This window comes from Pseudomonas sp. NFX224, assembly GCF_048565165.1.
Classification (GTDB): Bacteria; Pseudomonadota; Gammaproteobacteria; order Pseudomonadales; family Pseudomonadaceae; genus Aquipseudomonas.
The window spans coordinates 1,503,566-1,525,246 of the sequence record NZ_CP183416.1 but is presented as its reverse complement, the minus strand read 5'-3'; the positions used below and the strand labels follow the sequence as shown (position 1 = coordinate 1,525,246).

Annotated in this window: 25 protein-coding genes and 1 pseudogene; 21 read left to right on the top strand and 5 right to left on the bottom strand. The window is 60.0% G+C overall.

What is annotated here, in order from left to right; all coding sequences use genetic code 11:
* Positions 1–110 precede the first annotated feature (110 nt).
* The 9 genes from ACNYC6_RS06880 (at position 111) to ACNYC6_RS06840 (ending at position 9,414) form a co-directional block, all read left to right on the top strand.
* Entirely contained in the window at positions 111–989 is an 879-nt protein-coding gene (locus ACNYC6_RS06880; RefSeq protein ID WP_419711660.1) for an acyl-CoA dehydrogenase, read from the top strand.
* Between the two features lie 151 nt (positions 990–1,140).
* The gene (locus ACNYC6_RS06875) at positions 1,141–2,235 is read left to right on the top strand and encodes a serine hydrolase domain-containing protein (protein WP_419711659.1); all 1,095 of its coding nucleotides are present in this window, start codon (positions 1,141–1,143) and stop codon (positions 2,233–2,235) included.
* Positions 2,232–2,555 carry an amidase gene (locus ACNYC6_RS06870; RefSeq protein WP_419711658.1) on the top strand — a complete coding sequence of 108 codons (324 nt, stop codon included), beginning with the start codon at positions 2,232–2,234 and terminating at the stop codon, positions 2,553–2,555. Before ACNYC6_RS06875 ends, ACNYC6_RS06870 begins: the two co-directional genes overlap by 4 nt.
* A gap of 153 nt (positions 2,556–2,708) precedes the next feature.
* Complete coding sequence (locus ACNYC6_RS06865) at positions 2,709–3,884, top strand: M20 aminoacylase family protein (protein WP_419711657.1); 1,176 nt, start codon at positions 2,709–2,711, stop codon at positions 3,882–3,884.
* Positions 3,885–3,965: 81 nt separating this feature from the next.
* A complete protein-coding gene (locus ACNYC6_RS06860; protein WP_419711656.1) occupies positions 3,966–5,276 on the top strand; it encodes a citrate-proton symporter in 1,311 nt (436 codons plus the stop codon).
* A gap of 2 nt (positions 5,277–5,278) precedes the next feature.
* Positions 5,279–6,721: an amidase gene (locus tag ACNYC6_RS06855; RefSeq protein ID WP_419711655.1), complete on the top strand. Its 1,443-nt coding sequence runs from the start codon at positions 5,279–5,281 to the stop codon at positions 6,719–6,721.
* A 69-nt stretch (positions 6,722–6,790) separates the two neighbouring features.
* Positions 6,791–7,561: an IclR family transcriptional regulator gene (locus ACNYC6_RS06850; protein ID WP_419711654.1), complete on the top strand. Its 771-nt coding sequence runs from the start codon at positions 6,791–6,793 to the stop codon at positions 7,559–7,561.
* Positions 7,562–7,664: 103 nt separating this feature from the next.
* Positions 7,665–8,255: a YceI family protein gene (locus tag ACNYC6_RS06845; RefSeq protein ID WP_419711653.1), complete on the top strand. Its 591-nt coding sequence runs from the start codon at positions 7,665–7,667 to the stop codon at positions 8,253–8,255.
* A gap of 1 nt (position 8,256) precedes the next feature.
* Positions 8,257–9,414 carry a phospholipase D-like domain-containing protein gene (locus ACNYC6_RS06840; protein ID WP_419711652.1) on the top strand — a complete coding sequence of 386 codons (1,158 nt, stop codon included), beginning with the start codon at positions 8,257–8,259 and terminating at the stop codon, positions 9,412–9,414.
* A gap of 56 nt (positions 9,415–9,470) precedes the next feature.
* Here the strand turns inward: ACNYC6_RS06840 and bglX are convergent, their stop codons facing one another.
* Positions 9,471–11,762, bottom strand: a complete 2,292-nt coding sequence (bglX, locus tag ACNYC6_RS06835; protein WP_419711651.1) for a beta-glucosidase BglX — start codon at positions 11,760–11,762, stop codon at positions 9,471–9,473.
* A 236-nt stretch (positions 11,763–11,998) separates the two neighbouring features.
* On the opposite strand from bglX, the gene ACNYC6_RS06830 reads away from it, so the two are divergent.
* The 6 genes from ACNYC6_RS06830 to ACNYC6_RS06805 all read left to right on the top strand — a co-directional run bounded on the left by ACNYC6_RS06830 (position 11,999) and on the right by ACNYC6_RS06805 (position 15,089).
* Positions 11,999–12,604, top strand: coding sequence for a LemA family protein (locus ACNYC6_RS06830; protein WP_338585165.1), 606 nt, complete (start codon positions 11,999–12,001; stop codon positions 12,602–12,604).
* A 29-nt stretch (positions 12,605–12,633) separates the two neighbouring features.
* Entirely contained in the window at positions 12,634–13,386 is a 753-nt protein-coding gene (locus tag ACNYC6_RS06825; RefSeq protein WP_419711650.1) for a TPM domain-containing protein, read from the top strand.
* Positions 13,387–13,414: 28 nt separating this feature from the next.
* Entirely contained in the window at positions 13,415–14,032 is a 618-nt protein-coding gene (locus ACNYC6_RS06820) for a TPM domain-containing protein (RefSeq protein ID WP_419711649.1), read from the top strand.
* A 130-nt stretch (positions 14,033–14,162) separates the two neighbouring features.
* Positions 14,163–14,465 carry a helix-turn-helix transcriptional regulator gene (locus ACNYC6_RS06815; protein ID WP_419711648.1) on the top strand — a complete coding sequence of 101 codons (303 nt, stop codon included), beginning with the start codon at positions 14,163–14,165 and terminating at the stop codon, positions 14,463–14,465.
* Positions 14,452–14,811, top strand: a complete 360-nt coding sequence (locus tag ACNYC6_RS06810; RefSeq protein ID WP_419711647.1) for a putative holin — start codon at positions 14,452–14,454, stop codon at positions 14,809–14,811. Before ACNYC6_RS06815 ends, ACNYC6_RS06810 begins: the two co-directional genes overlap by 14 nt.
* Positions 14,808–15,089: a phage holin family protein gene (locus ACNYC6_RS06805; protein ID WP_419711646.1), complete on the top strand. Its 282-nt coding sequence runs from the start codon at positions 14,808–14,810 to the stop codon at positions 15,087–15,089. Before ACNYC6_RS06810 ends, ACNYC6_RS06805 begins: the two co-directional genes overlap by 4 nt.
* Positions 15,090–15,100: 11 nt before the next feature.
* Here the strand turns inward: ACNYC6_RS06805 and ACNYC6_RS06800 are convergent, their stop codons facing one another.
* A complete protein-coding gene (locus tag ACNYC6_RS06800) occupies positions 15,101–15,526 on the bottom strand; it encodes a helix-turn-helix domain-containing protein (RefSeq protein ID WP_419711645.1) in 426 nt (141 codons plus the stop codon).
* A gap of 300 nt (positions 15,527–15,826) precedes the next feature.
* On the opposite strand from ACNYC6_RS06800, the gene ACNYC6_RS06795 reads away from it, so the two are divergent.
* The 3 genes from ACNYC6_RS06795 (at position 15,827) to ACNYC6_RS06785 (ending at position 17,829) form a co-directional block, all read left to right on the top strand.
* Positions 15,827–16,105, top strand: coding sequence for an ogr/Delta-like zinc finger family protein (locus tag ACNYC6_RS06795; protein ID WP_419711644.1), 279 nt, complete (start codon positions 15,827–15,829; stop codon positions 16,103–16,105).
* A gap of 2 nt (positions 16,106–16,107) precedes the next feature.
* Positions 16,108–16,470 carry a hypothetical protein gene (locus ACNYC6_RS06790; RefSeq protein ID WP_419711643.1) on the top strand — a complete coding sequence of 121 codons (363 nt, stop codon included), beginning with the start codon at positions 16,108–16,110 and terminating at the stop codon, positions 16,468–16,470.
* A 132-nt stretch (positions 16,471–16,602) separates the two neighbouring features.
* Entirely contained in the window at positions 16,603–17,829 is a 1,227-nt protein-coding gene (locus ACNYC6_RS06785) for a class I SAM-dependent methyltransferase (protein WP_419711642.1), read from the top strand.
* Here ACNYC6_RS06785 and ACNYC6_RS06780 read toward each other — a convergent pair.
* On the bottom strand, positions 17,819–18,733 hold the full coding sequence (locus ACNYC6_RS06780) for a DMT family transporter (protein ID WP_419711641.1): 915 nt from the start codon (positions 18,731–18,733) through the stop codon (positions 17,819–17,821). The two genes, ACNYC6_RS06785 and ACNYC6_RS06780, sit on opposite strands and share 11 nt — an antisense overlap.
* A 222-nt stretch (positions 18,734–18,955) precedes the next feature.
* Here ACNYC6_RS06780 and ACNYC6_RS06775 point away from each other — a divergent pair, with 222 nt between their 5' ends.
* The 3 genes from ACNYC6_RS06775 to ACNYC6_RS06765 all read left to right on the top strand — a co-directional run bounded on the left by ACNYC6_RS06775 (position 18,956) and on the right by ACNYC6_RS06765 (position 20,378).
* Positions 18,956–19,537, top strand: a complete 582-nt coding sequence (locus tag ACNYC6_RS06775; protein WP_419711640.1) for a DJ-1/PfpI family protein — start codon at positions 18,956–18,958, stop codon at positions 19,535–19,537.
* Positions 19,538–19,551: 14 nt separating this feature from the next.
* Positions 19,552–19,857, top strand: coding sequence for a ribbon-helix-helix domain-containing protein (locus tag ACNYC6_RS06770; RefSeq protein ID WP_419711639.1), 306 nt, complete (start codon positions 19,552–19,554; stop codon positions 19,855–19,857).
* Between the two features lie 176 nt (positions 19,858–20,033).
* Entirely contained in the window at positions 20,034–20,378 is a 345-nt protein-coding gene (locus tag ACNYC6_RS06765; protein WP_419711638.1) for a YegP family protein, read from the top strand.
* Positions 20,379–20,495: 117 nt separating this feature from the next.
* On the opposite strand, the pseudogene ACNYC6_RS06760 reads toward ACNYC6_RS06765, so the two are convergent.
* Together ACNYC6_RS06760 and ACNYC6_RS06755 are read right to left on the bottom strand one after the other, a co-directional pair.
* Positions 20,496–20,657 (bottom strand): annotated as a pseudogene (locus tag ACNYC6_RS06760) (dihydrodipicolinate synthase family protein); the annotation flags it as partial.
* A gap of 4 nt (positions 20,658–20,661) precedes the next feature.
* Positions 20,662–21,681, bottom strand: coding sequence for a DUF4917 family protein (locus ACNYC6_RS06755; RefSeq protein WP_419711637.1), 1,020 nt, complete (start codon positions 21,679–21,681; stop codon positions 20,662–20,664).

Below are 21,681 nucleotides of genomic sequence, written 5' to 3'. Positions count from 1 at the left end.
GATCGACTTTCTTTATCCAGCCTTGTTGTGCAAAGTCAGGCTATGTAGCCCCGGTGTCATCGCCATTAAGCTTTGGTGATGCTTATATGACAGACCTCAAGGAGCCTCTTATGCCCTGGCAAATCCTGTTGAAACGCCGCGATCGCTTGCCCGCCAACCCGGATCTGGGAGAAGGCTTCGCGACGTTGTTGCAGCACTTGGGCTGCGTCACCCCGTTCGAGTTGGCGGTGGCGGGCGGACGTTTGATGGCAACACCGGGGCTGGCGTTTCTGGTGGGCTATCAGGCGGCACTGCGCATGCTCTGGCCGAGCGCGCCGCTGAGCCTCGGCGCCCTGTGCGCGACCGAGCAACGCAGCCTGCGCCCGGCGGACATGCAAACCCGGCTAAACGGTTTGCGCTTGAGCGGGCGCAAGGATTTCGTCACCGCCGGCGATGCGGCCGATTGGCTGCTGGTCGCCGCGCGCAGTGAGGAACCCGGCGAAGATCCGCGGTTGAGTCTGGCGGTGATTTATCCCGATGAACCGGGTGTGCAGGTTGAGCAACTGCCGCCGATTCCGTTGATGCCGGATATCAGTCATGGCCGCTTGTTTCTCGATAACGCGCTGTGTGAATTGCTCGCGGGGGATGGCTGGGATGCCTACGTCAAGCCGTTCCGCACGCTTGAAGACGTCTATGTACTGAGCGCCATGAGCGCTTGGTTGTATGGCGTCGGCGATGACTGCGCCTGGCCGCAATCCTTGCAATTGCGCTTGCTGGCGCTGTTGGCCGGTTGTGCGGAAGTCAGCCGACAGGCGCCGAGTCATCCGGCCGGGCATGTGTTGCTCGGCGGGTTGTTTGCGCAGTTCGAAGCGCTGAAAACTGAAATCAATGAAGCACTGTCCGAGGGACCACCGGAGTGGGCGGCGATGTGGCAGCGCGATCAAGCGGTGATGGATTTGGCGGCGGGGGCGCGGGGGAAGCGGTTGGCCAAGGCTCTTGCGGTGTATTGACGGCCGTCATCGCGAGCAGGCTCCCACATTTGGAATACATTCCCCTGTAGGAGTGAGCCTGCTCGCGCTAGCAATCTTTCAGGCAATACAAATTTCGAAACTGTCATCAGCTTCAACTAGTCTCTGCAGGCCTATCCTCCGAGCCGCCGTCATGCCCAAAGGCTTGTGTCTGTTTTTCCTGTTTTTGCTCAGCCTCATGGCCCACGCCGAAAACTGGCCAGCCGAGCAATGGTCGACCTCGGTAAAGACTACCGGCCCGGCGCTTCAAGCCCTTGAGGCCTACGCCTTCCCACCCCGCAACGACACTACCCGCCAAGGCATCCGCACCGACGCCTTGCTGGTGATCCGCGACGGTCAGTTGATCTACGAACGCTACGCCGGCCCGACCACTGCCGACACCCCGCACCTGACCTGGTCGATCAGCAAAAGCCTGATGGCCACGGTGCTGGGTGTGGCTTACGGCGAAGGCCTGTTCAAGCTCCAGGACCCGGCTCAGAAGTTTTATCCGCCACTGAAAAAACACCCGGACATGACCATCGCCGATCTGCTGCACTGGGCCTCGGGCATCGACTGGCAGGAAGATTACGAATACGCACCGCTGAAGTCCTCGGTGGTGGCCATGCTCTACACCCGAGGCCACGGGGACATGGCCGCGTTCACCGCCGATCACCCCCGTTACGCGGCGCCGGGCCAGGCGTTTCGCTATTCCAGTGGCGACAGCAACCTGTTGTCCGCCGCGCTGAAAAACATCGTCGGGCCGAATCGCTATGCGGACTATCCATGGACCGCACTGTTCGTGCCGCTGGGCATTCGCCACGCGGTTTGGGAAACCGATACCACGGGGACTTTTGTCGCGTCTTCGTTTGCTTACCTCACGGCGCGGGATCTGGCGCGGGTCGGTTTGCTGATGGCTCGTGGCGGTCGTTGGGGCGATCGCCAACTGCTGCCCAAGGATTGGGCGGCCTTCAACCGCGAACCGTTCGCTCACTTTCGTGCCAATCAGGATGAGGCGGTGCCTGGCGGTCACTGGTGGCTCAACCGTGCGGTAGACAGCGCCGCCCGACCCTGGCCCGATGCGCCCTCCGATACGTTCGCCGCGCTGGGTCATTGGGGGCAGGCCATGTACGTGATTCCCAGCGAAAATCTGGTGATCGTGCGTTACGGCGATGACCGTGACGGCAGCTACCGGCACAACGAATTGCTCAAGCTCGCGTTGGGGGCTTTTGCCGGGAAGGTGCAACCATGAACGGGTTCCTTCGTCGCCGCCCGTTCAGTTCATTGTTGCTGATCCTGCTGCTCGCCTTGCTCGGCTGGATCTGGCACGAGCGCGTTGCACTGTGGGCGTTCCCCGACATCATCAGCGCCTATACCGCCAAGGAATATTGTTCGTGCCGCTACGTGATGAACAACGACGTCGAGTATTGCCGCGGTTACGTGAAACAGTGGTTGCCCACCAGCGGTTTTACCGATGACCCCGCCAGCAAACGCATCACCGTCAGCGGCCTGGGCCGCAACAACAGCGCCGTGTGGATTGGCGAGCGCCAGGGCTGTCGCCTGAACCCCTGACCTACAGGTTCCATCTAGTGGAACCACTTTCGATTGTCCTCGCGCGCGACTCGCGGTTATCTGGCGGTGAGCGCCTGCCTTTGATGCGTCGCGCGCTCCACAAAAGAACAGCGAACAACAAGAACGGTAAATCACCCGGCCTGAGGAAAAGTCATGACCCGACATCAGCACATCCTTGCCTGGCTCAACGACGTGGCCAGCGACCTGCACGCCACCCGCCAGGACATTCATGCCCACCCGGAACTCGGCTTCGAGGAAAACCGCACCTCGGCGCTGGTGGCCAAATCCCTGGCGGACTGGGGCTACGAAGTGCATACCGGCATCGGCAAGACCGGCGTGGTCGGCGTCCTGCGCAATGGCAGCAGCCCGCGCAAACTCGGGATTCGCGCGGACATGGATGCACTGCCGATCATCGAAAACACCGGCGCCACCTACAGCAGCCAGCACAAGGGTTGCATGCACGCCTGCGGGCATGACGGCCACACCACGATGTTGTTGGGGGCGGCGCGCTACCTGGCGGCGACCCGACAGTTCGACGGCACCCTGACCCTGATTTTCCAACCCGCCGAAGAAGGCCAGGGCGGCGCGGAAGCGATGCTTGCTGATGGCTTGCTCGAACGTTTCCCCTGCGATGCGCTGTTCGGCATGCACAACATGCCGGGCTTGCCGGCAGGGTATCTGGGCTTTCGCGAAGGGCCGATGATGGCTTCGCAGGATTTGCTCACCGTGACCATCGAAGGCGTGGGCGGTCACGGCTCGATGCCGCATCTGGCGGTTGATCCGTTGGTGGCGGCGGCGAGTGTGGTCATGGCTCTGCAAACCGTGGTCGCGCGCAACATCGATGCGCAGCAGGCGGCGGTGGTCACGGTCGGCGCGTTGCAGGCCGGGGAGGCCGCCAACGTCATTCCGCAGCAGGCGATCCTGCGTCTGAGCCTGCGTGCACTGAATGCCCAAGTGCGCGAGCAAACCCTGGACCGCGTGCGCGCAATCATCGAATCCCAGGCCCAGAGTTTCGGTTGCACCTCACGCATCGAGCATCGTCCGGCCTACCCGGTACTGGTCAACCACGCCGCCGAAACCGAGTTCGCCCGTCAAGTTGGCGTAGAGCTGGTTGGCGCTGACGCGGTGGACGGCAACACGCCCAAACTCATGGGCAGCGAAGACTTTGCCTGGATGCTGCAACGCTGCCCCGGCTCGTATCTGTTCATCGGCAACGGTGTGTCACGGCCGATGGTGCACAACCCCGCGTATGACTTTAACGACGACATCCTGCTGACCGGTGCGGCGTACTGGGGCGCGCTGACCGAGAGCTGGCTCAAGCCCGCCTGATTTCCTCTCTTTCTACTGCCGCTGGATCGGGCGCGCGACGTCGTGCCCGCCGTTACCCAACAGGTTTTTGGAGAGTTTCCCATGCAGACTTCGAGCACAGGCGTTTCGCGCACCCGGCAGGTGGTCGCCGCCGTAATTGGCAACGCGCTGGAATGGTATGACTTCATCGTTTACGGTTTTCTGGCGAGCATCATCGCCCGGCAGTTTTTCCCTTCTGAAGACGAGTACGCGTCGCTGCTGATGGCGTTGGCGACCTTCGGCGTCGGCTTCTTCATGCGCCCGGTGGGCGGCATTCTGTTGGGCATGTATTCGGATCGCAAAGGGCGCAAGGCGGCGATGCAGATGATCATCCGCCTGATGACCGTGTCCATCGCACTGATAGCCTTTGCGCCGAATTACGCCGCCATCGGCATGGGCGCGCCGTTGTTGATCGTGGTAGCGCGGATGCTGCAAGGCTTCGCCACAGGTGGCGAATACGCCAGCGCCACGGCGTTCCTGGTGGAGAGCGCTCCGGCGGACAAGAAGGGTTTGTACGGCTCGTGGCAATTGGTCGGGCAATGCCTGGCGGTGTTTACCGGCGCGGCGATGGTGGCGCTGTTTACCCATCTGCTGTCCCCGCAGGCGCTGGATAGCTGGGGCTGGCGTATTCCCTTTGTGTTGGGCCTGTTGATCGGCCCGGTGGGCTTGTGGATCCGCAAGCACATGGAAGAGCCGGAAGAGTTTCTGCAAGCGCGCAAACAGGCCAAGGGTGCGAGCCCGAGCCTGCTGCAGGTCATTCGCGAACATCGGCGCAGCATTCTGGTATCGATGGCGCTGGCCTGCGGTGGCACGGTGTCGTTCTACGTGGTGCTGGTGAACATGCCGACCTTTGCTCACAAGAACCTCGGTTTGCCACTGGACCAGGTACTGCTGGTGCAAATGCTCGCCGTGGCGCTTATGTCGTTGGTGATTCCGGTGTCTGGCGCATTGTCTGACCGACTGGGGCGGCGCCCGGTCCTGATGGTCTTCACGCTAGCGTTTTTCGTGATGGTGTATCCGCTGTATGTGTGGGTGGCGGCAGCGCCTTCCATAGAGCGCCTGCTGGTGATGCAGCTGTTGCTATGCAGTGTCATGGGTGGTTTTTTTGGCCCTTCGCCGACGGCACTGGCCGAGCAGTTTCCGATCGAGGTGCGCTCCACCGGTGTATCGGTGGCCTACAACGTCGGGGTCATGGTGTTCGGAGGTTTTGCGCCGCTCATTGTCACTTGGCTGAGCAAGGTCCTGGAAACATCAGTCGCGCCTTCCTTCTACGTACTATTCGCCTGTTTGCTGGCGCTGCTTGGCACCTATTGCATGCAGGAAGCACCACGCGCAAAGAGATCGGCAGAACTTGAATTTGGGGTGAAGTCTTGAGCATGAATTCGATTGTTGAAATGGACGCTGATGCATTGTCCCGCGCCATCCATGGGCGGCAGGTATCGTGCCGTGAAGTGATGCAGGCGTATCTGGCGCAGATCGAGCGCTTCAATCCGCAGGTCAATGCGCTGGTGTCGTTGCGCCCTGCCGAAGAACTGCTGGCTGAGGCCGATACCTGTGACCGGCAACTGGAGCAGGGCCAGTCCCGAGGCTGGATGCACGGCATGCCGCAAGCGGTCAAGGATCTGGCGGCCACTGCCGGTTTGCGCACCACCATGGGCTCACCGTTGTTCGCCGAACAAGTCCCGCAGCACGACGCCATCAGCGTGGCGCGGGTGCGTGACTGCGGGGCGATCATCATCGGCAAGAGCAACGTTCCGGAGTTCGGCCTCGGCTCGCAAAGCTACAACACGGTTTTCGGCACCACCACCAACGCCTATGACCCAACACTCGTCGCTGGCGGCAGCAGCGGCGGGGCCGCGGTGGCGCTGGCGCTGCGCATGCTGCCGGTGGCCGATGGCAGCGACATGATGGGCTCGCTGCGCAATCCGGCGGCGTTCAACAACGTCTTCGGTTTTCGACCCTCTCAGGGCCGCGTGCCCCACGGGCCGCAACCTGAGGTGTTTGTCCAGCAACTGGCCACTGAAGGGCCGATGGGCCGCACTGTCACTGATGTCGCCCGTTTGCTCGGCACCCAGGCCGGGTACGACCCGCGCGTGCCGTTGTCGCTGACTCAGGACCCGGAGATTTTCCACCAGTCGCTGCAGCAGGATTTCAGCGACGTCCGCGTCGGGTGGCTGGGCGACTACAACGGTTACCTGCCGATGGACCCGGGCGTGATGAGCCTGTGCGAATCGGCGTTGCAGGACTTCGCGGCGCTGGGCTGCAAGGTTGAAGCCTGTCAGCCGGATTTCTCCATGGAGCGTCTGTGGCAAACCTGGTTAACGCATCGCCACTGGCTGGTGCAAGGCAGCCTCGGCGGGTTGTATGCCGATCCCAAAAAGCGCGAGCAACTCAAACCCGAAGCGCAATGGGAAGTTGAAGGCGGACTGCGCCTGAGCGCCGCCGATGTGTATCAGGCATCGATCAGCCGCAGCGATTGGTATCGGGCCTTGAACGAATTGTTCGAGCGTTACGACTTTCTGTTGCTGCCCACCGCCCAAGTGTTTCCTTTTGATGCACAAACACCGTGGCCCCGCGTTGTTGGCGGGCAGAGCATGGACACCTATCACCGCTGGATGGAGGTCGTCATCGGGCCGACCCTGGCAGGGTTGCCGAGCATGAATGTGCCGGTGGGCTTCAACCCCTCCGGGTTGCCGATGGGCCTGCAAATCATTGGCCCGGCCCAGGCTGACTTCGCGGTGCTGCAACTGGCGTATGCCCATGAACAGTTGACCCAATGGGTCAAGCGCCGGCCACCCGGTTGTCTGGAAAATGCCTGAGGCCGCTACAAAGGCCCGCATCTTGCTGCATAAAACGATCATCCATCTGCGCTTAGGGAGATCGAACCTATGGAGAGCAAGGCAGAAACCGGCAGCGTGCGTTCCGTCGAACGCGCCTTGGCGATTGTCGAATTGCTGGGTGAGCATCAGGGGTTGGGGTTGGAGGAGTTGCACTATCTGACGGCTTTACCCAAGGCCACCGTGTCACGCATGTTGCTGACCTTGCAGGAACAGGGCTGGATCTATCGCGGCTTGAGCGACCGGCGTTACCGCTTGTGCGCCAAGCGTTTGTTTGGCGACAGCCAGCAGCGCTTCAAACGGCGGCTGGTGGAAAACGCCGCGCCGCTGTTGCTGGAATTGAGCGAACGCACCGGGTTGGTGGTGGATCTGTCGTGCTTCGATGGCGAGCACATCGAGGTCATGGAAAGTGCCATTCCGACGGTGTTGCGCAAGCGCTATCCGAGCAATTGCCAGATCGTCGGCCAGCACGCCAGCCTGTTCCATTCAGCCATGGGCCGGGCGTGCCTGGGTGAACTGGACAGCCAGGAAGTGGAACGCCTGGCCAGCCGTGAGCGAATGACCGACGAATCCCTGTTCAGCACCACTGGGCAGGCACTGCATCAAGGTTTTGGCCAGCGCACCGAGGGTTACTGGGAATACCCGGTGCGCCTGCCGTTTCTGATCCGCGCGGTGGCCTTGCCGATCCGCACCAACGGCCGACTGGTCGGCAGCATGGCGCTGCACTGGCCGATGGACCAGGCGCCAGTAGAACGGGTGCTGAGCCTGCACCTCAACAGCCTGGCTACAACCATTGGCGGTGTGCAGCAGGCGATGGCCTGATTGGAACTTGTGGCGGTTTAGAGACTCAAGGCAACACAATTCTTGCAACCTGTGTCAGGCCGGTTAAGGTTCAGCACAGGTTTACTTGCCCCCACGAGTCTTTATGTTCAAGCGGTCAGTCACCCAAACCCTCGCCTTACTGCTATTGGCCGGCGCTTCGCTGTCGGCCCAGGCCAACTGGTATCTGGACGGCGAGTCGTCGCGGCTGTCGTTCGTCAGCACCAAAAACGCCAATATTTCCGAAGTGCAGCGCTTTCTGGTGTTGCACGGCAAAGTCGATCCCAAGGGGGTGGCGCAGGTTGAAGTCGAACTCGACTCGATCAACAGCGGCATTCCGCTGCGCGATGAGCGCATGCGCAACAACCTGTTCGAAATCGACAAATTTCCCGAAGCACTGATCACCACGCAGATCGATCTACGCCCGATCAATGACCTCGCTCCCGGCGCACAACTGGAATTGCGTCTGCCGCTGACCGTCGACCTGCACGGCAAGCAACACACATACAACGCCGAACTGCTGGCGACCCGTCTCGATGACCGGCGTTTTCAGGTGGTGACGCTGGAGCCGCTGGTGGTCAACGCTGAAGACTTCGACATGGCACCGGGCCTGGACGCGCTGCGCAAGGTCGCCGGTCTGTCGGCCATCAGCCTGTCGGTGCCGGTGGGTGCGGTGCTGATTTTTACGGCGCGCTGACATGGCCGGCGCAATTTTTCCGTGGCGTGAAGGCAATCACTTTGAACTGCTGATCGATGGCCCGCAGTTCTTCCCGCGCATGCTGGTGGCAATTGCCCGCGCCGAAGAACAAGTCGAACTGGAGTTGTATCTGGTGGAGGCGGGTGCCTGCGCCGAGGCCATGGTGCAGGCGCTGGTCCAGGCTGCCGAACGCGGTGTGCGGGTGCGTTGCTTGTTCGACGATTACGGCAGCCTCGCGTTCACCCTGACGTTGCGTCAGCGCCTGATGGCGGCCGGGGTCGAATTGCGCTTTTACAATCGCCTGAACTGGCGGCGCTGGGTCGGTAACTTCTATCGCGATCACCGCAAGTTGTTGCTGATTGACCAGAGCATGGCGGTTGTGGGTGGCACTGGCGTTACCGATGAGTTCTGGACGCCAGGCGAAGACGTCAGCGAGTGGCACGAAGTGATGGTGGAAATCACCGGCCCGCTCGTGCTCGACTGGCAGATGCTGTTTGACCGCCAATGGATCGCCAACCGCCATCGCCGCGCGTGGAAACCCGCTTCGCACTTCGGTTTGCCGCGTTTGCCTCGCGTGCCATCCAAGGGAGAGGGCATGGGCCGCGTGGCCTACGCTGACGCCCGTCAACACCGCGACATTCTGCAATCATTGGTTCGTGCACTGAACAGCGGCCAGAAGCGTATCTGGCTGGCCACGCCGTACTTTCTGCCAACCTGGAAAGTCCGTCGCTCCCTGCGCCGAGCCGCCGCCCGTGGTGTCGATGTACGCTTGCTGCTGACTGGCCCCCGCACCGATCACCCTTCGGTGCGTTACGCCGGGCATCGCTATTACCCACGCCTGCTCAAGGCTGGGGTGAAGATCTTCGAATACCAGCCGTGTTTCCTGCACCTGAAAATGGTGTTGATCGACGATTGGGTGAGCATCGGCTCGTGCAACTTCGATCACTGGAATTTGCGCTTCAACCTCGAAGCCAATCTGGAAGCGCTGGACCCCGGACTGACCCGGGCGGTGGCGGCGAGTTTCGAGAAGGATTTTGCCCTGAGCCAGCAAGTCAGCCTCGAAGAGTGGCAGCGCCGGCCGTTGTGGCGGCGGGTCAAGCAAAGGGTGTGGGGATGGGTGGATCGGGTGGTGGTGAATCTGTTGGATCGACGCGGGTAACGCAACGATCAAAAGATCGCAGCCTGCCGTAGGCTGCGATCTTTTGCTTTCAAGGGTTACAGCAGTTCAAAACTCTGCTGCGTCACGTCCTGGGAATCCAGGCCGATCTGCACATTGAACTTGCCCGGCTCGGCTGCATACTTGAGCTGGGTGTTATAGAACTTCAGGTCGTCCTCGGTGATGGTGAAGTGCACGACTTTCTGTTCGCCGGCCTTGAGCATCACTTTCTGGAAGTTTTTCAGTTCCTTGATCGGGCGGATCATCGAGCCGGTTTCGTCCTGAATGTACAACTGCACCACGGTTTCACCGTCACGCTTGCCGGTGTTTTTCAGCGTGACGCTGGCGTCGAGCTTGCCGGTCTTGTTCAGTGTGGTCGATGACAGGGCCATGTCGCTCAGGCTGAAGTGGGTGTAGCTCAAGCCATAGCCGAACGGGAACAGCGGGCCGGTGGTGTCATCGAAATACTGCGAGGTGTAGTTGCCCGGCTTGCCCGGCGTGAACGGCCGGCCAATGGTCAGGTGGTTGTAGTAGGTCGGAATCTGGCCCACCGAACGCGGGAAGGAAATCGGCAGTTTGCCCGAAGGGTTGTAGTCGCCGAACAGTACGTCGGCGATGGCGTTGCCGCCTTCGGTGCCGCTGAACCAGGTTTCCAGGATCGCGTCAGCCTGTTCTTTCTCTTCGAGGATCGACAGCGGACGGCCGTTCATCAGCACCAGCACCAGCGGTTTGCCGGTGGCTTTCAAGGCGCGGATCAGTTCACGCTGGTTTTCCGGGATGTTCAGGTCGGTACGGCTCGACGATTCGTGGGACATGCCACGGGATTCGCCCACCGCCGCAACCACCACGTCTGCATCCTTGGCGGCTTTCACCGCTTCGTCGATCAGCACGTTCGCCGGGCGCGGATCATCGACCACTTCCGGGGCATCGAAGTTGAGGAAGTTCAGGTAGTCGAGGATTTTCTTGTCGCTGGTGATGTTGGCACCACGGGCGTATATCAGCGTCGATTTATCACCCAACGCAGTGGTCATGCCGTCGAACAGAGTCACTGATTGCGCCGGACGACCCGCGGCTGCCCAGCTGCCCATCATGTCGATCGGTGCCTTGGCCAGTGGGCCGACCAGGGCAATTTTCGCCGTCTTCTTCAGTGGCAGGGTTTCGTTCTGGTTCTTTAGCAGCACCAGGCTGCGGCGCGCGACGTCGCGGGCCTCGGTGCGGTGCAGGCGGCTGTCGGCGTAGGTGTCGGCCGGATCATCCTCGGCCTTGCCGATACGCAGGTACGGGTCCTTGAACAGGCCCATGTCGTACTTGGCGTCGAGCACCGCACGCACGGCGTTGTCGATGTCGCTCTGCTGGATCTCGCCGGATTTCAACAACCCCGGCAGTTCTTTGCCGTACAGGGTGTCGTTCATGCTCATGTGGATGCCGGCCTTGATCGCCAGCTTCGCGGCTTCGCGACCGTCAGCGGCAACGCCGTGCTTGATCAGTTCGAAAATCGCCCCGTGGTCGCTGACGGCCAGGCCCTTGAAGCCCCATTCCTTGCGCAGCAGGTCGTTCATCAGCCAGGTGTTGGCGGTGGCGGGCACGCCGTTGATCGAGTTCAGCGCGACCATCACGCCGCCCGCACCGGCATCGATTGCCGCGCGGTACGGTGGCAGGTAGTCCTGGTACATCTTGACCGGGCTCATGTCGACCACGTTGTAGTCGCGGCCTCCCTCGACCGCACCGTACAGGGCGAAGTGCTTGACGCTGGCCATGATACTGTCGGCCGCATTCGCGCCAGTCCCCTGGAAGGCCTTGACCATCACACCGGCAATGCGCGACACGAGATAGGTGTCTTCGCCGAAGCCTTCGGAGGTACGGCCCCAGCGCGGGTCGCGGGAAATGTCGACCATCGGCGCGAAGGTGATATCGAGGCTGTCGGACGCGGCTTCCTTGGCGGCGATGCGCCCGGACAGGCCGATGGCGTCCATGTCCCAGCTCGACGCCAGGGCCAGCGGGATCGGGAAAATGGTGCGGTGGCCGTGGATCACGTCGTAGGCGAAGAACATCGGGATCTTCAAGCGGCTGCGCATGGCCGCGTCCTGCATCGGACGGTTTTCCGGACGGGTGATCGAGTTGAACGTACCGCCGATGTTGCCGGCCGCGATCTCCTTGCGAATCAGCTCCCGGGGCATTTCCGGGCCGATGCTGATCAGGCGCAACTGGCCGATTTTCTCATCGAGGGTCATTTGCTTCATCAGATTGCTGACGAAGGCGTCCTTGTTCTCCAGAGGTGCGGGCGTCGTGGCGGCCAATACGTTATGACTGGCCAGGCTGACGAGCAGGCCCAGCAAACACAGCTTCTTCATGAATAGTTTTCTCAAGGGCCCAAACGGCGAGGTACACGCCGGCCAGCCAAAATTTAGGGAGCGACTATTGTTGTTCGGGTGCCGATTCAAAAAATGCCGGATGCAGTTTTTTGCGCAGGGCATCTTTTAGCCCATTGCCCCGATGCAATCCAGTGGCGCGGCCGATTATGCCCGAAGAGCCGGCCGAGAGGGTTGCCGGCTGCTTTTTCAATGAATGTGAAGGGAGCATCACTGATATGAATGTACGAGAGTCCTACCGGTCGAGGCTGCAAATCGCCACATTGCTGGTGCTGGCCACGCTGCTGACCGCTTGCGGCATCAACAATATCCCGACGCTTGACGAACAGGCCAAGGCCGCCTGGGGCCAGGTGCAGAACCAGTATCAGCGGCGTGCCGACCTGATTCCCAACTTGGTGGAAACCGTCAAGGGCTACGCCGCCCATGAGAAAGAGACCCTGACCGCGGTGATCGAGGCGCGGGCCAAGGCCACGTCGATCCAGGTCGACGCCTCGACCCTCGACAACCCGGAAAAACTCAAGCAATACCAACAGGCACAGGATCAGCTCAGTGGCGCCTTGAGCCGGTTGATGGTGGTGTCCGAGCGCTATCCGGACCTGAAGGCCAACCAGAACTTCCTCGCTTTGCAATCGCAGCTCGAAGGCACCGAGAACCGGATCAGCGTGGCGCGGCGCGATTTCATCCTCGCGGTGCAGAATTACAACACCGAGATTCGCACGTTCCCCGGCCGCCTGTGGCACAGCGTGATGTACAGCAACCTGCCGGTGCGCGAGACCTTCGAAGCCACGCCGGGGTCGGAAAAGCCGCCTGAAGTGAAATTCTGATCGGTGCGTCACCACGGACGAGGTTACCCATGCGCGTGTTGAAAGCTGGCCTGGTGTTGTTGCTGTGGGTGTTTGCCCTGGCGGTCCAGGCCGAATTGAAGTTCCCGGAGCTGACCGGGCGGGTGGTGGATAACGCCCAGATGATCGAGCCCTCGGTGCGTGAGCAGCTTGCCCAGCAGTTGCAGGCCCATGAGAAAGTCACGGGTGAGCAGCTTGTGATCGTGACGTTGCCGGACTTGCAGGGCGCCGACATCGCCGACTTCGGCTATCAACTTGGCCGCTACTGGGGCATCGGCCAGAAAGACAAGAACAACGGCGCGTTGCTGATCGTCGCCCGGGACGAGCGCAAACTGCGCATCGAAGTCGGTTATGGTCTGGAAGATCGCCTGACCGACGCCCAGAGCTCGGTGATCATCAATCAGGTCATCACCCCGGCATTCAAGACCGGTAACTTCAGCAAAGGCATCAGCGACGGAGTGGCTGCGATGCTGGTAGTGCTGGGCGGCAATCCGCTGGACGAGCCGTCGACGGTGTATGAATCCGGCGGTGATCCGAGTGATGATTTTGTCTCGCGGCATCCGGGGCTGTTCGTGTTTCTGGTGTTGCTGTTCATCCTGACGGTGTTTGTTTGCCAGATGCTCGGTATCCTGCCCGCCGGCCGTGGCGGCTCTGGTGGTTCCGGCGGTTTCGGTGGCGGTGGTGGTTTTGGCGGCGGTGGAGGCGGGGGCTTCAGCGGCGGAGGGGGCAGTTTCGGTGGCGGTGGTTCGTCCGGCGGCTGGTAACAATAACAATGAGCAGGCACTTCACGACATGGCATTACTGACCGAACACGAACAACGCAAAGTCGCCGAGGCGATCGCCCGGGTCGAGCGCGACACCGACGCCGAACTGGTGACCGTGCTCGCGGCCCGCGCCGACGACTATGCGTACATCCCGCTGCTGTGGGCCAGCCTGCTGGCGCTGGTGGTGCCGGGGATCGTGCATTACCTGACAGGCTGGCTGACCCTGCACAACCTGTTGCTGGTGCAATGGATCAGCTTCATCGTCCTGTGCCTGGTGTTCCGGGTGCCGAAAGTCACCACTCACTTGATCCCCCGTTCAGTGCGTCACTGGCGCGCCTCGAACCTGGCGCGCCGGCAGTTCCTGGAGCAGAACCTGCACCACACCGTGGGCAGCACCGGCATCTTGATTTTCGTCTCCGAAGCCGAGCGTTACGTGGAAATCCTGGTGGACGAGGGGATTTCCAGCCGCCTCGACAACAAAAACTGGGACGCGATTGTCGCCGCGTTCACCCGGCAGGTGCGCCAGGGGCAAACGATGCAAGGGTTTGTCAGCTGCGTCGAGGCCTGCGGCGAATTGCTCAAGGTGCATGTGCCGGTGACGCATGTGCGCAATGAGTTGCCGAACCGCTTGGTGGTGCTCGGATAAGTTGTCCTGCGCGCGCTTTTGTAGCCTTGATCGATACAACGCTTGAACGTTGTCCGGGGGGCGGCGTGTCTTCAACATCTCTCTATAGCGAACGTTCTGAATCGGACGTTCTGACGTAGAGGGAGTTCTTATGTCAAAGCAACATTCGCCTTACCCATGTAGGAGGGTGGCACCCGGCGATGAAATTGATACCTCGCCGGCACAGCTGACAGCCAAAGAGACACAAACCCTGATGTGGTGCCTTAAAGGTAAAACGTCATGGGAGATCGCAAGGATTCAGAATTGCTCGGTATCCACCGTCAATTTCCACTTCGCCAATATTCGCCGCAAGTTCGCCGTAAGCTCCCGCAGCGCGGCCTTGCTCAAAGCGATTGAATCAGGCGCCATCTGCGTAACACCGGACGATTCGCGAGGTGTTTATGGGCCTGACTGATTCGACCTACAACACGATCAGCGGGCTGCTGTTGGGAATGGGGATCGCGACGTTACCGGTGATTGACGGCGAGGTTTTGTTTGGCGCCTCCCTCGGGGCGTGGTTGGTCACCACCACGCGCGCCAACTTCAAGGCTTGGCAACGCATCGGCTCCTGGTTGTTGTCGGCGGGTGTCGGTTACCTGTTTGCCCCGGTCGCTCAGCCGCTGGCGCCTTTTCTTACGGGGGGAGTGACGGCCTTTATGTGCGCGCTGCTGGTTATTCCCATCAGCATCAAGCTTATGCAGTGGATCGATGGCGCCGCGCTGGGTGACATCCTTCGACATCTCAGGGGGCGAGGGCAATGACCCATGAGATGGCGGCTCTGGTGTGGGTAACGGGCATCACTCACCTGGTCAGTGCGTTCAGGCTCGCGTGTTACCAGCGCGACGAGCAGCGCTGCAATTGGCGCGACAGGATATTGATCAGCCTATGTGGTGCGGTGTTTTGTGTTGCCGGTATCGACGTTTTGCTGACATTCCTGCCGGTGAGCCCGTGGCATGTAGTGGTGAGTGTTTTTTCATGCGTAATGATTGTTCGCAGCGGTGGCAACATTATTGTTTTGTGGCATGCCTTCAAACATTGAAACTTCGGTCCTCAGGTTAACTTTTGTTCGAGTGTTGCCAGGGTAGCGGCCATTTCCGAAAGTTGTGCTTCCAGATCCCGCAGGCGTCGCTTTTCCTCCAGCGCAGCCTGAATTGCGTTGCGGTCGTCTTCATCAAGTAGCCGCCAGAGGGAAAGGATGGTGCTTTCCCGTGGTGTTGCAGTGTCCGCAACATTGGCGGGCGAGGTGAGGGGGGATTGCCGCAGCATTGGCCCTTCACCCAGCAACAACCAGTCGAGGGAGATACCGCGAGCTTGTGCGATATCTACGCATAATGAGTATGGCGTGCTGTCGCGGCCTTTCCAGCTACTGAGTGTCTGCGGGCTGATCTGTAGCGCAGAAGACAGAGAAATATCAGTTTTTGTGCCGGTGATTTGCTTTAGTCGGGCCAAAACAGCTTGTGATTTTTTGCTACGCAATTTGAGCCTCTTCCTTTTGACATATGCTTTTTGAGTGCTTAACGTATGCGTAATGAGTACTTTTATTCTTGTAAGTAATCAATCATCAACTATGAATCAGAAGAATACGATGTCGAAACTTCCTAATGGTATCAGGGTGATTTCCTACGAGCTTGGCTCCTATCGATTACGTGTCTGCCTGTCGCACTTCCTTTTGTCTGGCGGACGTTATTTACAGCAACTGTCTTTCACGAATTGTTTTTCAAGCAGTATTGCGTTTGATCAATTCGATTACCACCAGATGGCCTCAGGGAAGCAAGTATGAGTACTTACAAAATGGTGTGCCCACACTGCTTGAGCAGGATGCGTATACGTACCAGCGAAGGACGGCATATTTTTCTGCGGGTGGCCTACCTGCAATGTACGTCGGAAGCCTGCGGCTGGTCGGTGCGGGCCGAGTTCGAAATGACCCATGAACTTTCTCCCAGTGGCATGCCCAATCCGGCGGTGCACCTGCCTTGTGCCGGCCCGGACCTGCGTCGCGCCGCGAGGCCTGTCGTCGAGAGCGCTCCGGTGGCGGAAATGCAGCAGGAGTCTTGAGCATGAAGGACGTTGATGGACAGGCTCATTTGAATGAGGAACTGTTGACCATAGCGCAGGCGTTTCTGGCACGTCATGAAGGCGAAGGTACGATTGATGATCAGGTGCTGTTCTGCCGCGCGGTGAAGCATATGCAGCGTCTGGACATGCCGATGCACCAGGCGGAGCGTCTGGTTGGCCACGCCTATGGATTACTCAAATCCAGCAACGATCGCCGACGGCTGGATCTTGCGGCAAGTTCCGAAACGGTCGCAGTGGTCACTGATCCGGCTAGCGGGCTGACGTGGGCAGTGCCAGTCGGGTTGATCGTGAAGTTCGTCATCAACTCACCGACCAATCGAAAACTCCGGCTGGTGGAGGCCTGAGGTGGCGGCGGTCGGAATCAGGTCCCGGTCGGCGGGAACGGGGCCTGACGCAAAATTAGCCCGTGCCCAAAACCCTCGTCCCCCCTAAAATACCCGGCATCCCCCGATTCGTATTGCCGAGGCCGTTTTTTCATGTCTGTCACCGCCACTCCCGCCAGCCTCGCGCCGGATCATCACACCCAGTTCATCGAACTGTTGCAAACCAGCCTTGAGCAAAACGCCTTCATCAAGCTAGTGCTGGCCAAGTACGCAGGCACCGAGACCGATCTGCAGCGGATCATCATCAAACCGGTAACGGTCAAGGCGCAGCCGTGCCTGTCCTTCGTTTACCGCTACAAGACCCGCGACATCACCAAGAATCTGCCGCTGGAAGAAGGCGTCACGCACATTGCCGACCTGCTGCCGGCGTCGTTCAAAAATGCGCATTTACTGGCCCTGACCGACGAAGCCCAGCTCGAATACAGCAAAAAGGGCAAGAGTTCGCTGTTCAAGAGTAAACCTCAGCAATTGCGCGAAGTGCCATCCGCCGAGCACAACCGCGAGAAAAACCGTTTCCTGGACCTGAACCGGCCTTTCCTCGCCGACCTCGGTGTGACCAATAGCAAGCATGAGCTGATCCCGGCGATGTCGCGCAAGTGGAAGCAGATCAACAAATTCATCGAAGTGTTCAGCCATGCGCTGACCTCATCGCCGCTGGCATTGGACAAACCGGTGCGCGTGGCGGACTTCGGTTCGGGCAAGGGGTACCTGACCTTCGCCATCCACGATTACCTGCGCAATACCCTGAAGGCCGAAGGCGAAGTCACCGGCGTCGAGCTGCGTGAGGACATGGTTACGCTGTGCAACACCGCAGCCGCCAAGCTTGAGCATCCGGGATTGGTGTTCAAGTGCGGTGATGTACGCAGCGTGGCACCAAGCGAACTGGACGTGATGATCGCGCTGCACGCCTGCGACATCGCCACCGACTACGCGATCCACACCGGCATTCGTTCCGGCGCATCGATCATCATGTGTTCGCCGTGCTGCCACAAGCAGATCCGCCTGCAAATCCAGAGCCCGGCCCTGCTCAAACCGATGCTGCAATACGGCTTGCATCTGGGGCAGCAGGCGGAGATGGTCACCGACAGTTTGCGTGCGCTGTTCCTCGAAGCCTGTGGTTATGAGACCAAGGTGTTCGAGTTCATTTCACTGGACCACACCAACAAGAACAAGATGATTCTGGCGGTCAAGCGCGCCGAGCCGGTTGACCCGACCCAGTTGCTTGCGAAGATTCAGGAACTGAAGGATTTCTATCACATCAGCGAGCATTGCCTGGAAACGCTGTTGCGCGCTGATGGATTCCTCGAAGCTAAGGCTTGATCTGAATTCCGGCGGGTAACGTGCCCGGTTGTGCCGGGCGCACCGCGGTCTTGCGTCCCAGCACCACCGTGACGATCACCCCGGCGGCAAACAGCCAGGTAATCGGTTCGACGTGTTCGCCGAAGAACAACGCCGAAAAAGCGATGGTGAAAAAAATCTGCAGCAACTGGATCTGACTGACCCGGGCAATGCCCCCCATGGCCAGCCCGGCATACCAGGCAAAGAAGCCGATGAACTGCGAAAACAGCGAAACGTAACCGAACGCCCACCAGGTCTTGGCGGAAATTTCGCCTTGATGTTGCAGTGCCAGATAAAGCACCGGGCCGATCAGCAGCGGCGTCGACAGCACCAGCGCCCAGCAGATCACCTGCCAACCGCCCATCTCCCTGGCCAACCGGCCACCTTCGGCATAACCCAAACCGCCCACCGCAATCGCCCCGAGCATCAGCAAGTCACCGGCCTGAATGCTGCCGGCACCGCTGATCAGCGCGTAACCGAGCACCAACGCGCTGCCCAGCGCGGCGCAGGCCCAGAAGGCTTTCGACGGGCGTTCATGGGACAACCACGCCGCATACAGCGCCACACACAACGGTTGCAGGCCATTGACCAACGCGCCGTGGGACGCCGGCAAAGTTTGCATGGCCCAGGCTGACAGCACCGGGAAACCGAGGATCACGCCGGCGATCACCAGGCTCAGGCCTTTGACCTGTTTCCAGGTCGGCCACTTCTCCCGGCGCCACAGCAACAACAACGCTGCCGGAATCGCCGCGAACAGTGCTCGACCCAGGCCATTGAGCAGCGGATGGAGTTCCTGCACGACGATCCGTGTGAAGGGCAGGGTGAGGCTGAAGATCACAACGCCGAGCAGGCCCAGGGCCATGCCGGTGTTTTCGCGGGAGGACATGATGGCAACCAGAATGTTGAGTGATGGAGTAAGGCTTCATATAGCCATAAACCGTGGTTTTTCAGCTGTTACAGCTAGGCGCAGAGTTATCCGTACAGTTGGGAGCGAAGTTCCCGACGCAGGAGCTGCCGAGTGATTGACCGTAGTAGCCGGTTGTTACCCGACCCGCCAGATAAAGACTACCTTCAATACTCCCAAGCATTCTCCAGAGGAGTCCTCCCCATGGCTGCTAAAAAAATTCTGATGCTGGTCGGCGATTTTGTCGAAGACTACGAAGTGATGGTGCCGTTTCAGGCGCTGCTGATGGTCGGCCATACCGTTCACGCGGTTTGCCCGGACAAAACCGCCGGTCAGACCGTGCGCACAGCCATTCATGACTTCGAAGGCGACCAGACCTACAGCGAAAAACCCGGCCACCTGTTTGCCCTGAACTTCGACTTCGCCAAGGTCAAAGCGGCGGATTACGACGCGGTGCTGATCCCAGGCGGTCGTGCGCCGGAGTACCTGCGGCTGAATGAAAAAGTCCTGGAACTGGTACGCGACTTCGACAAGGCCGGCAAGCCGATTGCCGCGGTGTGTCACGGTGCGCAATTGCTGGCGGCAGCGGGGGTTCTTGAAGGGCGTGAATGCAGCGCTTACCCGGCCTGCGCTCCGGAAGTTCGTCTGGCCGGTGGTACGTTTATCGACATCCCGGTGACGGGCGGCCATGTTCAAGGCAATCTGGCCACGGCACCGGCCTGGCCTGCCCACCCGAACTGGCTCGCCGGTTTCCTCGGGTTGCTTGGCACGAAAATCACGTTGTAACGAGGAACCTGTGCATGTGCGAGCTCTACGTCAAGGCCGACCCGATTCTCTACGAATCGCGCTCCCGCTCGCTGCGCATCTGCGGGGTGGTGACCACGCTGCGGCTGGAGAATCAGTTCTGGGACATCCTCAGCGAAATCGCCGAGGTCGACGGCATGACCACCAACCAGTTGATCGCCAAGCTGTATGAAGAGGTGATGGACTATCGCGGCGAGGTGGTGAATTTCGCCTCGTTCTTGCGGGTGAGTTGTACGCGGTATTTGAGTCAGCGGCGGGTGGTTTCGCCGGAACTGTCGGTGGTGAAGCGTTCAGTCAAGTAGGTTTGCGGCGTACTTACTGGCCCTATCGCCAGCAGGCTGGCTCCCACAGTTGATTGGGTACATCAGTTAAATGTGGGAGCCAGCCTGCTGGTGACAGGGCCAGTACAGGCGACAGAAACACCAGGCTGGTCTTTACTCTGAAGCGCGCAATCTCTCAATCGCCAAGGAGAAACAGCATGTCCGGATGGTACGAAGTGAGCAAAAGCAGCAGTGGTCAGTTCAGGTTTGTGCTGAAGGCGGCGAATGCCGAAACCATTCTGACCAGTGAGCTGTACACCACCCGCGCCGCAGCCGACAAAGGCATCGCGTCGGTCCAGGCCAACAGCCCGCTGGATGAGCGCTACGAGAAAAAAACCACCAAGGATGGCCATCCTTATTTCAATCTGAAGGCCGGTAACCACGAGATTATCGGCAGCAGCGAATCGTATTCCTCCGATGCCGCGATGGAGAAAGGCATCGCCAGTGTGAAGGCCAATGGGCCGACCACAGTGATCAAGGACAAGACCTTGCCTGTGCTTTGAATCCAACACGCATCCCTTGTAGGCGCGAGCCTGCTCGCGATGAGGCCGTCCATTCAACAGTGATGTTGACTGACAGGTCGTCATCGCGAGCAGGCTCGCTCCTACAGGTTCCGTGTTTTAACGCAAGGTTTCGATCAACCCTTGTAACTGAGCACGACCCGCCTCGCCCAACGGAAACACCGGCAACCGTGGATCACTCACCTCAAGCCCGGTTTGGCGCAAACCCACCTTGATCGATTCCATACATGGGAGCTGCCGAAGGCCGCGATCTTTTGATCTTGTTCTAAACCTCGACTGGAACGGTCAGCTTCGAGCTACCCAATGCATGCGTCTTCGAATCAAAAAAACGCAGCTCAACCCCGGTCCCCTCAAACACCTTCGCGTAATGCCGTTTCTGATGCTGGATGAACGCCTTGCTGCGCGGATAAATCGAGATCGCCACCACGGCCGGTTTCGCCAGGCGCAAGGCATGGATGATGTGACTGTCCTGCTCACCCAGCGCATGCCCGAAAATGCACAAACCCTCACTATGGCCGAGTAACTGCTGGTAGCAGAACGACAGGTAATCCGAACTGCGAATGGTCTTGAGCTTGTCCGCACTCGGCCCTTCGTTGACGAACAGCGGCACGTCGTCGAGGGTCTTGATCGTGTTGTTGATGGCGAAATTACCGAGCAACGTGCCCTCGGTCGACATCAGCTTGCGCGCCGTGCCGTCCTGGTTGCGCACCAGGTGCAGGCCGCCGTGCAGATACAGCAAGCGGGTTTTATGGGCGGCCGTGGCGCTCAGGTCGAAGGCGGGTTCGGCACCTTGGAACAGATCGGTGATCGACTCGGGCTGGTGTTGCAGCGCCCAATGGTTGAGCAGGTCGTAATTGGTGGTGAACACGGTGCGATAGCTGGCTAACTCTTGGTTGATCGTTGCCAGCGTCGATGGCACGACCAACCGCCAGGGGATGTGCACCGCATGCACGGTGTTGATCAGTGCTTCCTTGATCGCGTAGTAACGATTGCGCGGCGCGGCGGAACTGACGGCCAAAGCCTTGTTGATCCGGCTGGTGGTTTTCAGCGCGCTCAGCACTTGTTCGAAACTGCGGCTCTGCATCGCCTCGAACACACTCAGCTCCGAGGGGCTCAGTGGTTTTTCTTCAACGGTGCGGGCATTTTCGAACAGAGAGTCGTAGCCGAAATCGTCCCACACCGCGCGGCTGGCGCCGTTGCCCACCAGCAGGCCACCGAACGCGGCGCTCGTGCGCAGGGCGTTCCAGTCTTCAAGTTGGGCATCGACATCCTGGAAATCGGTCAT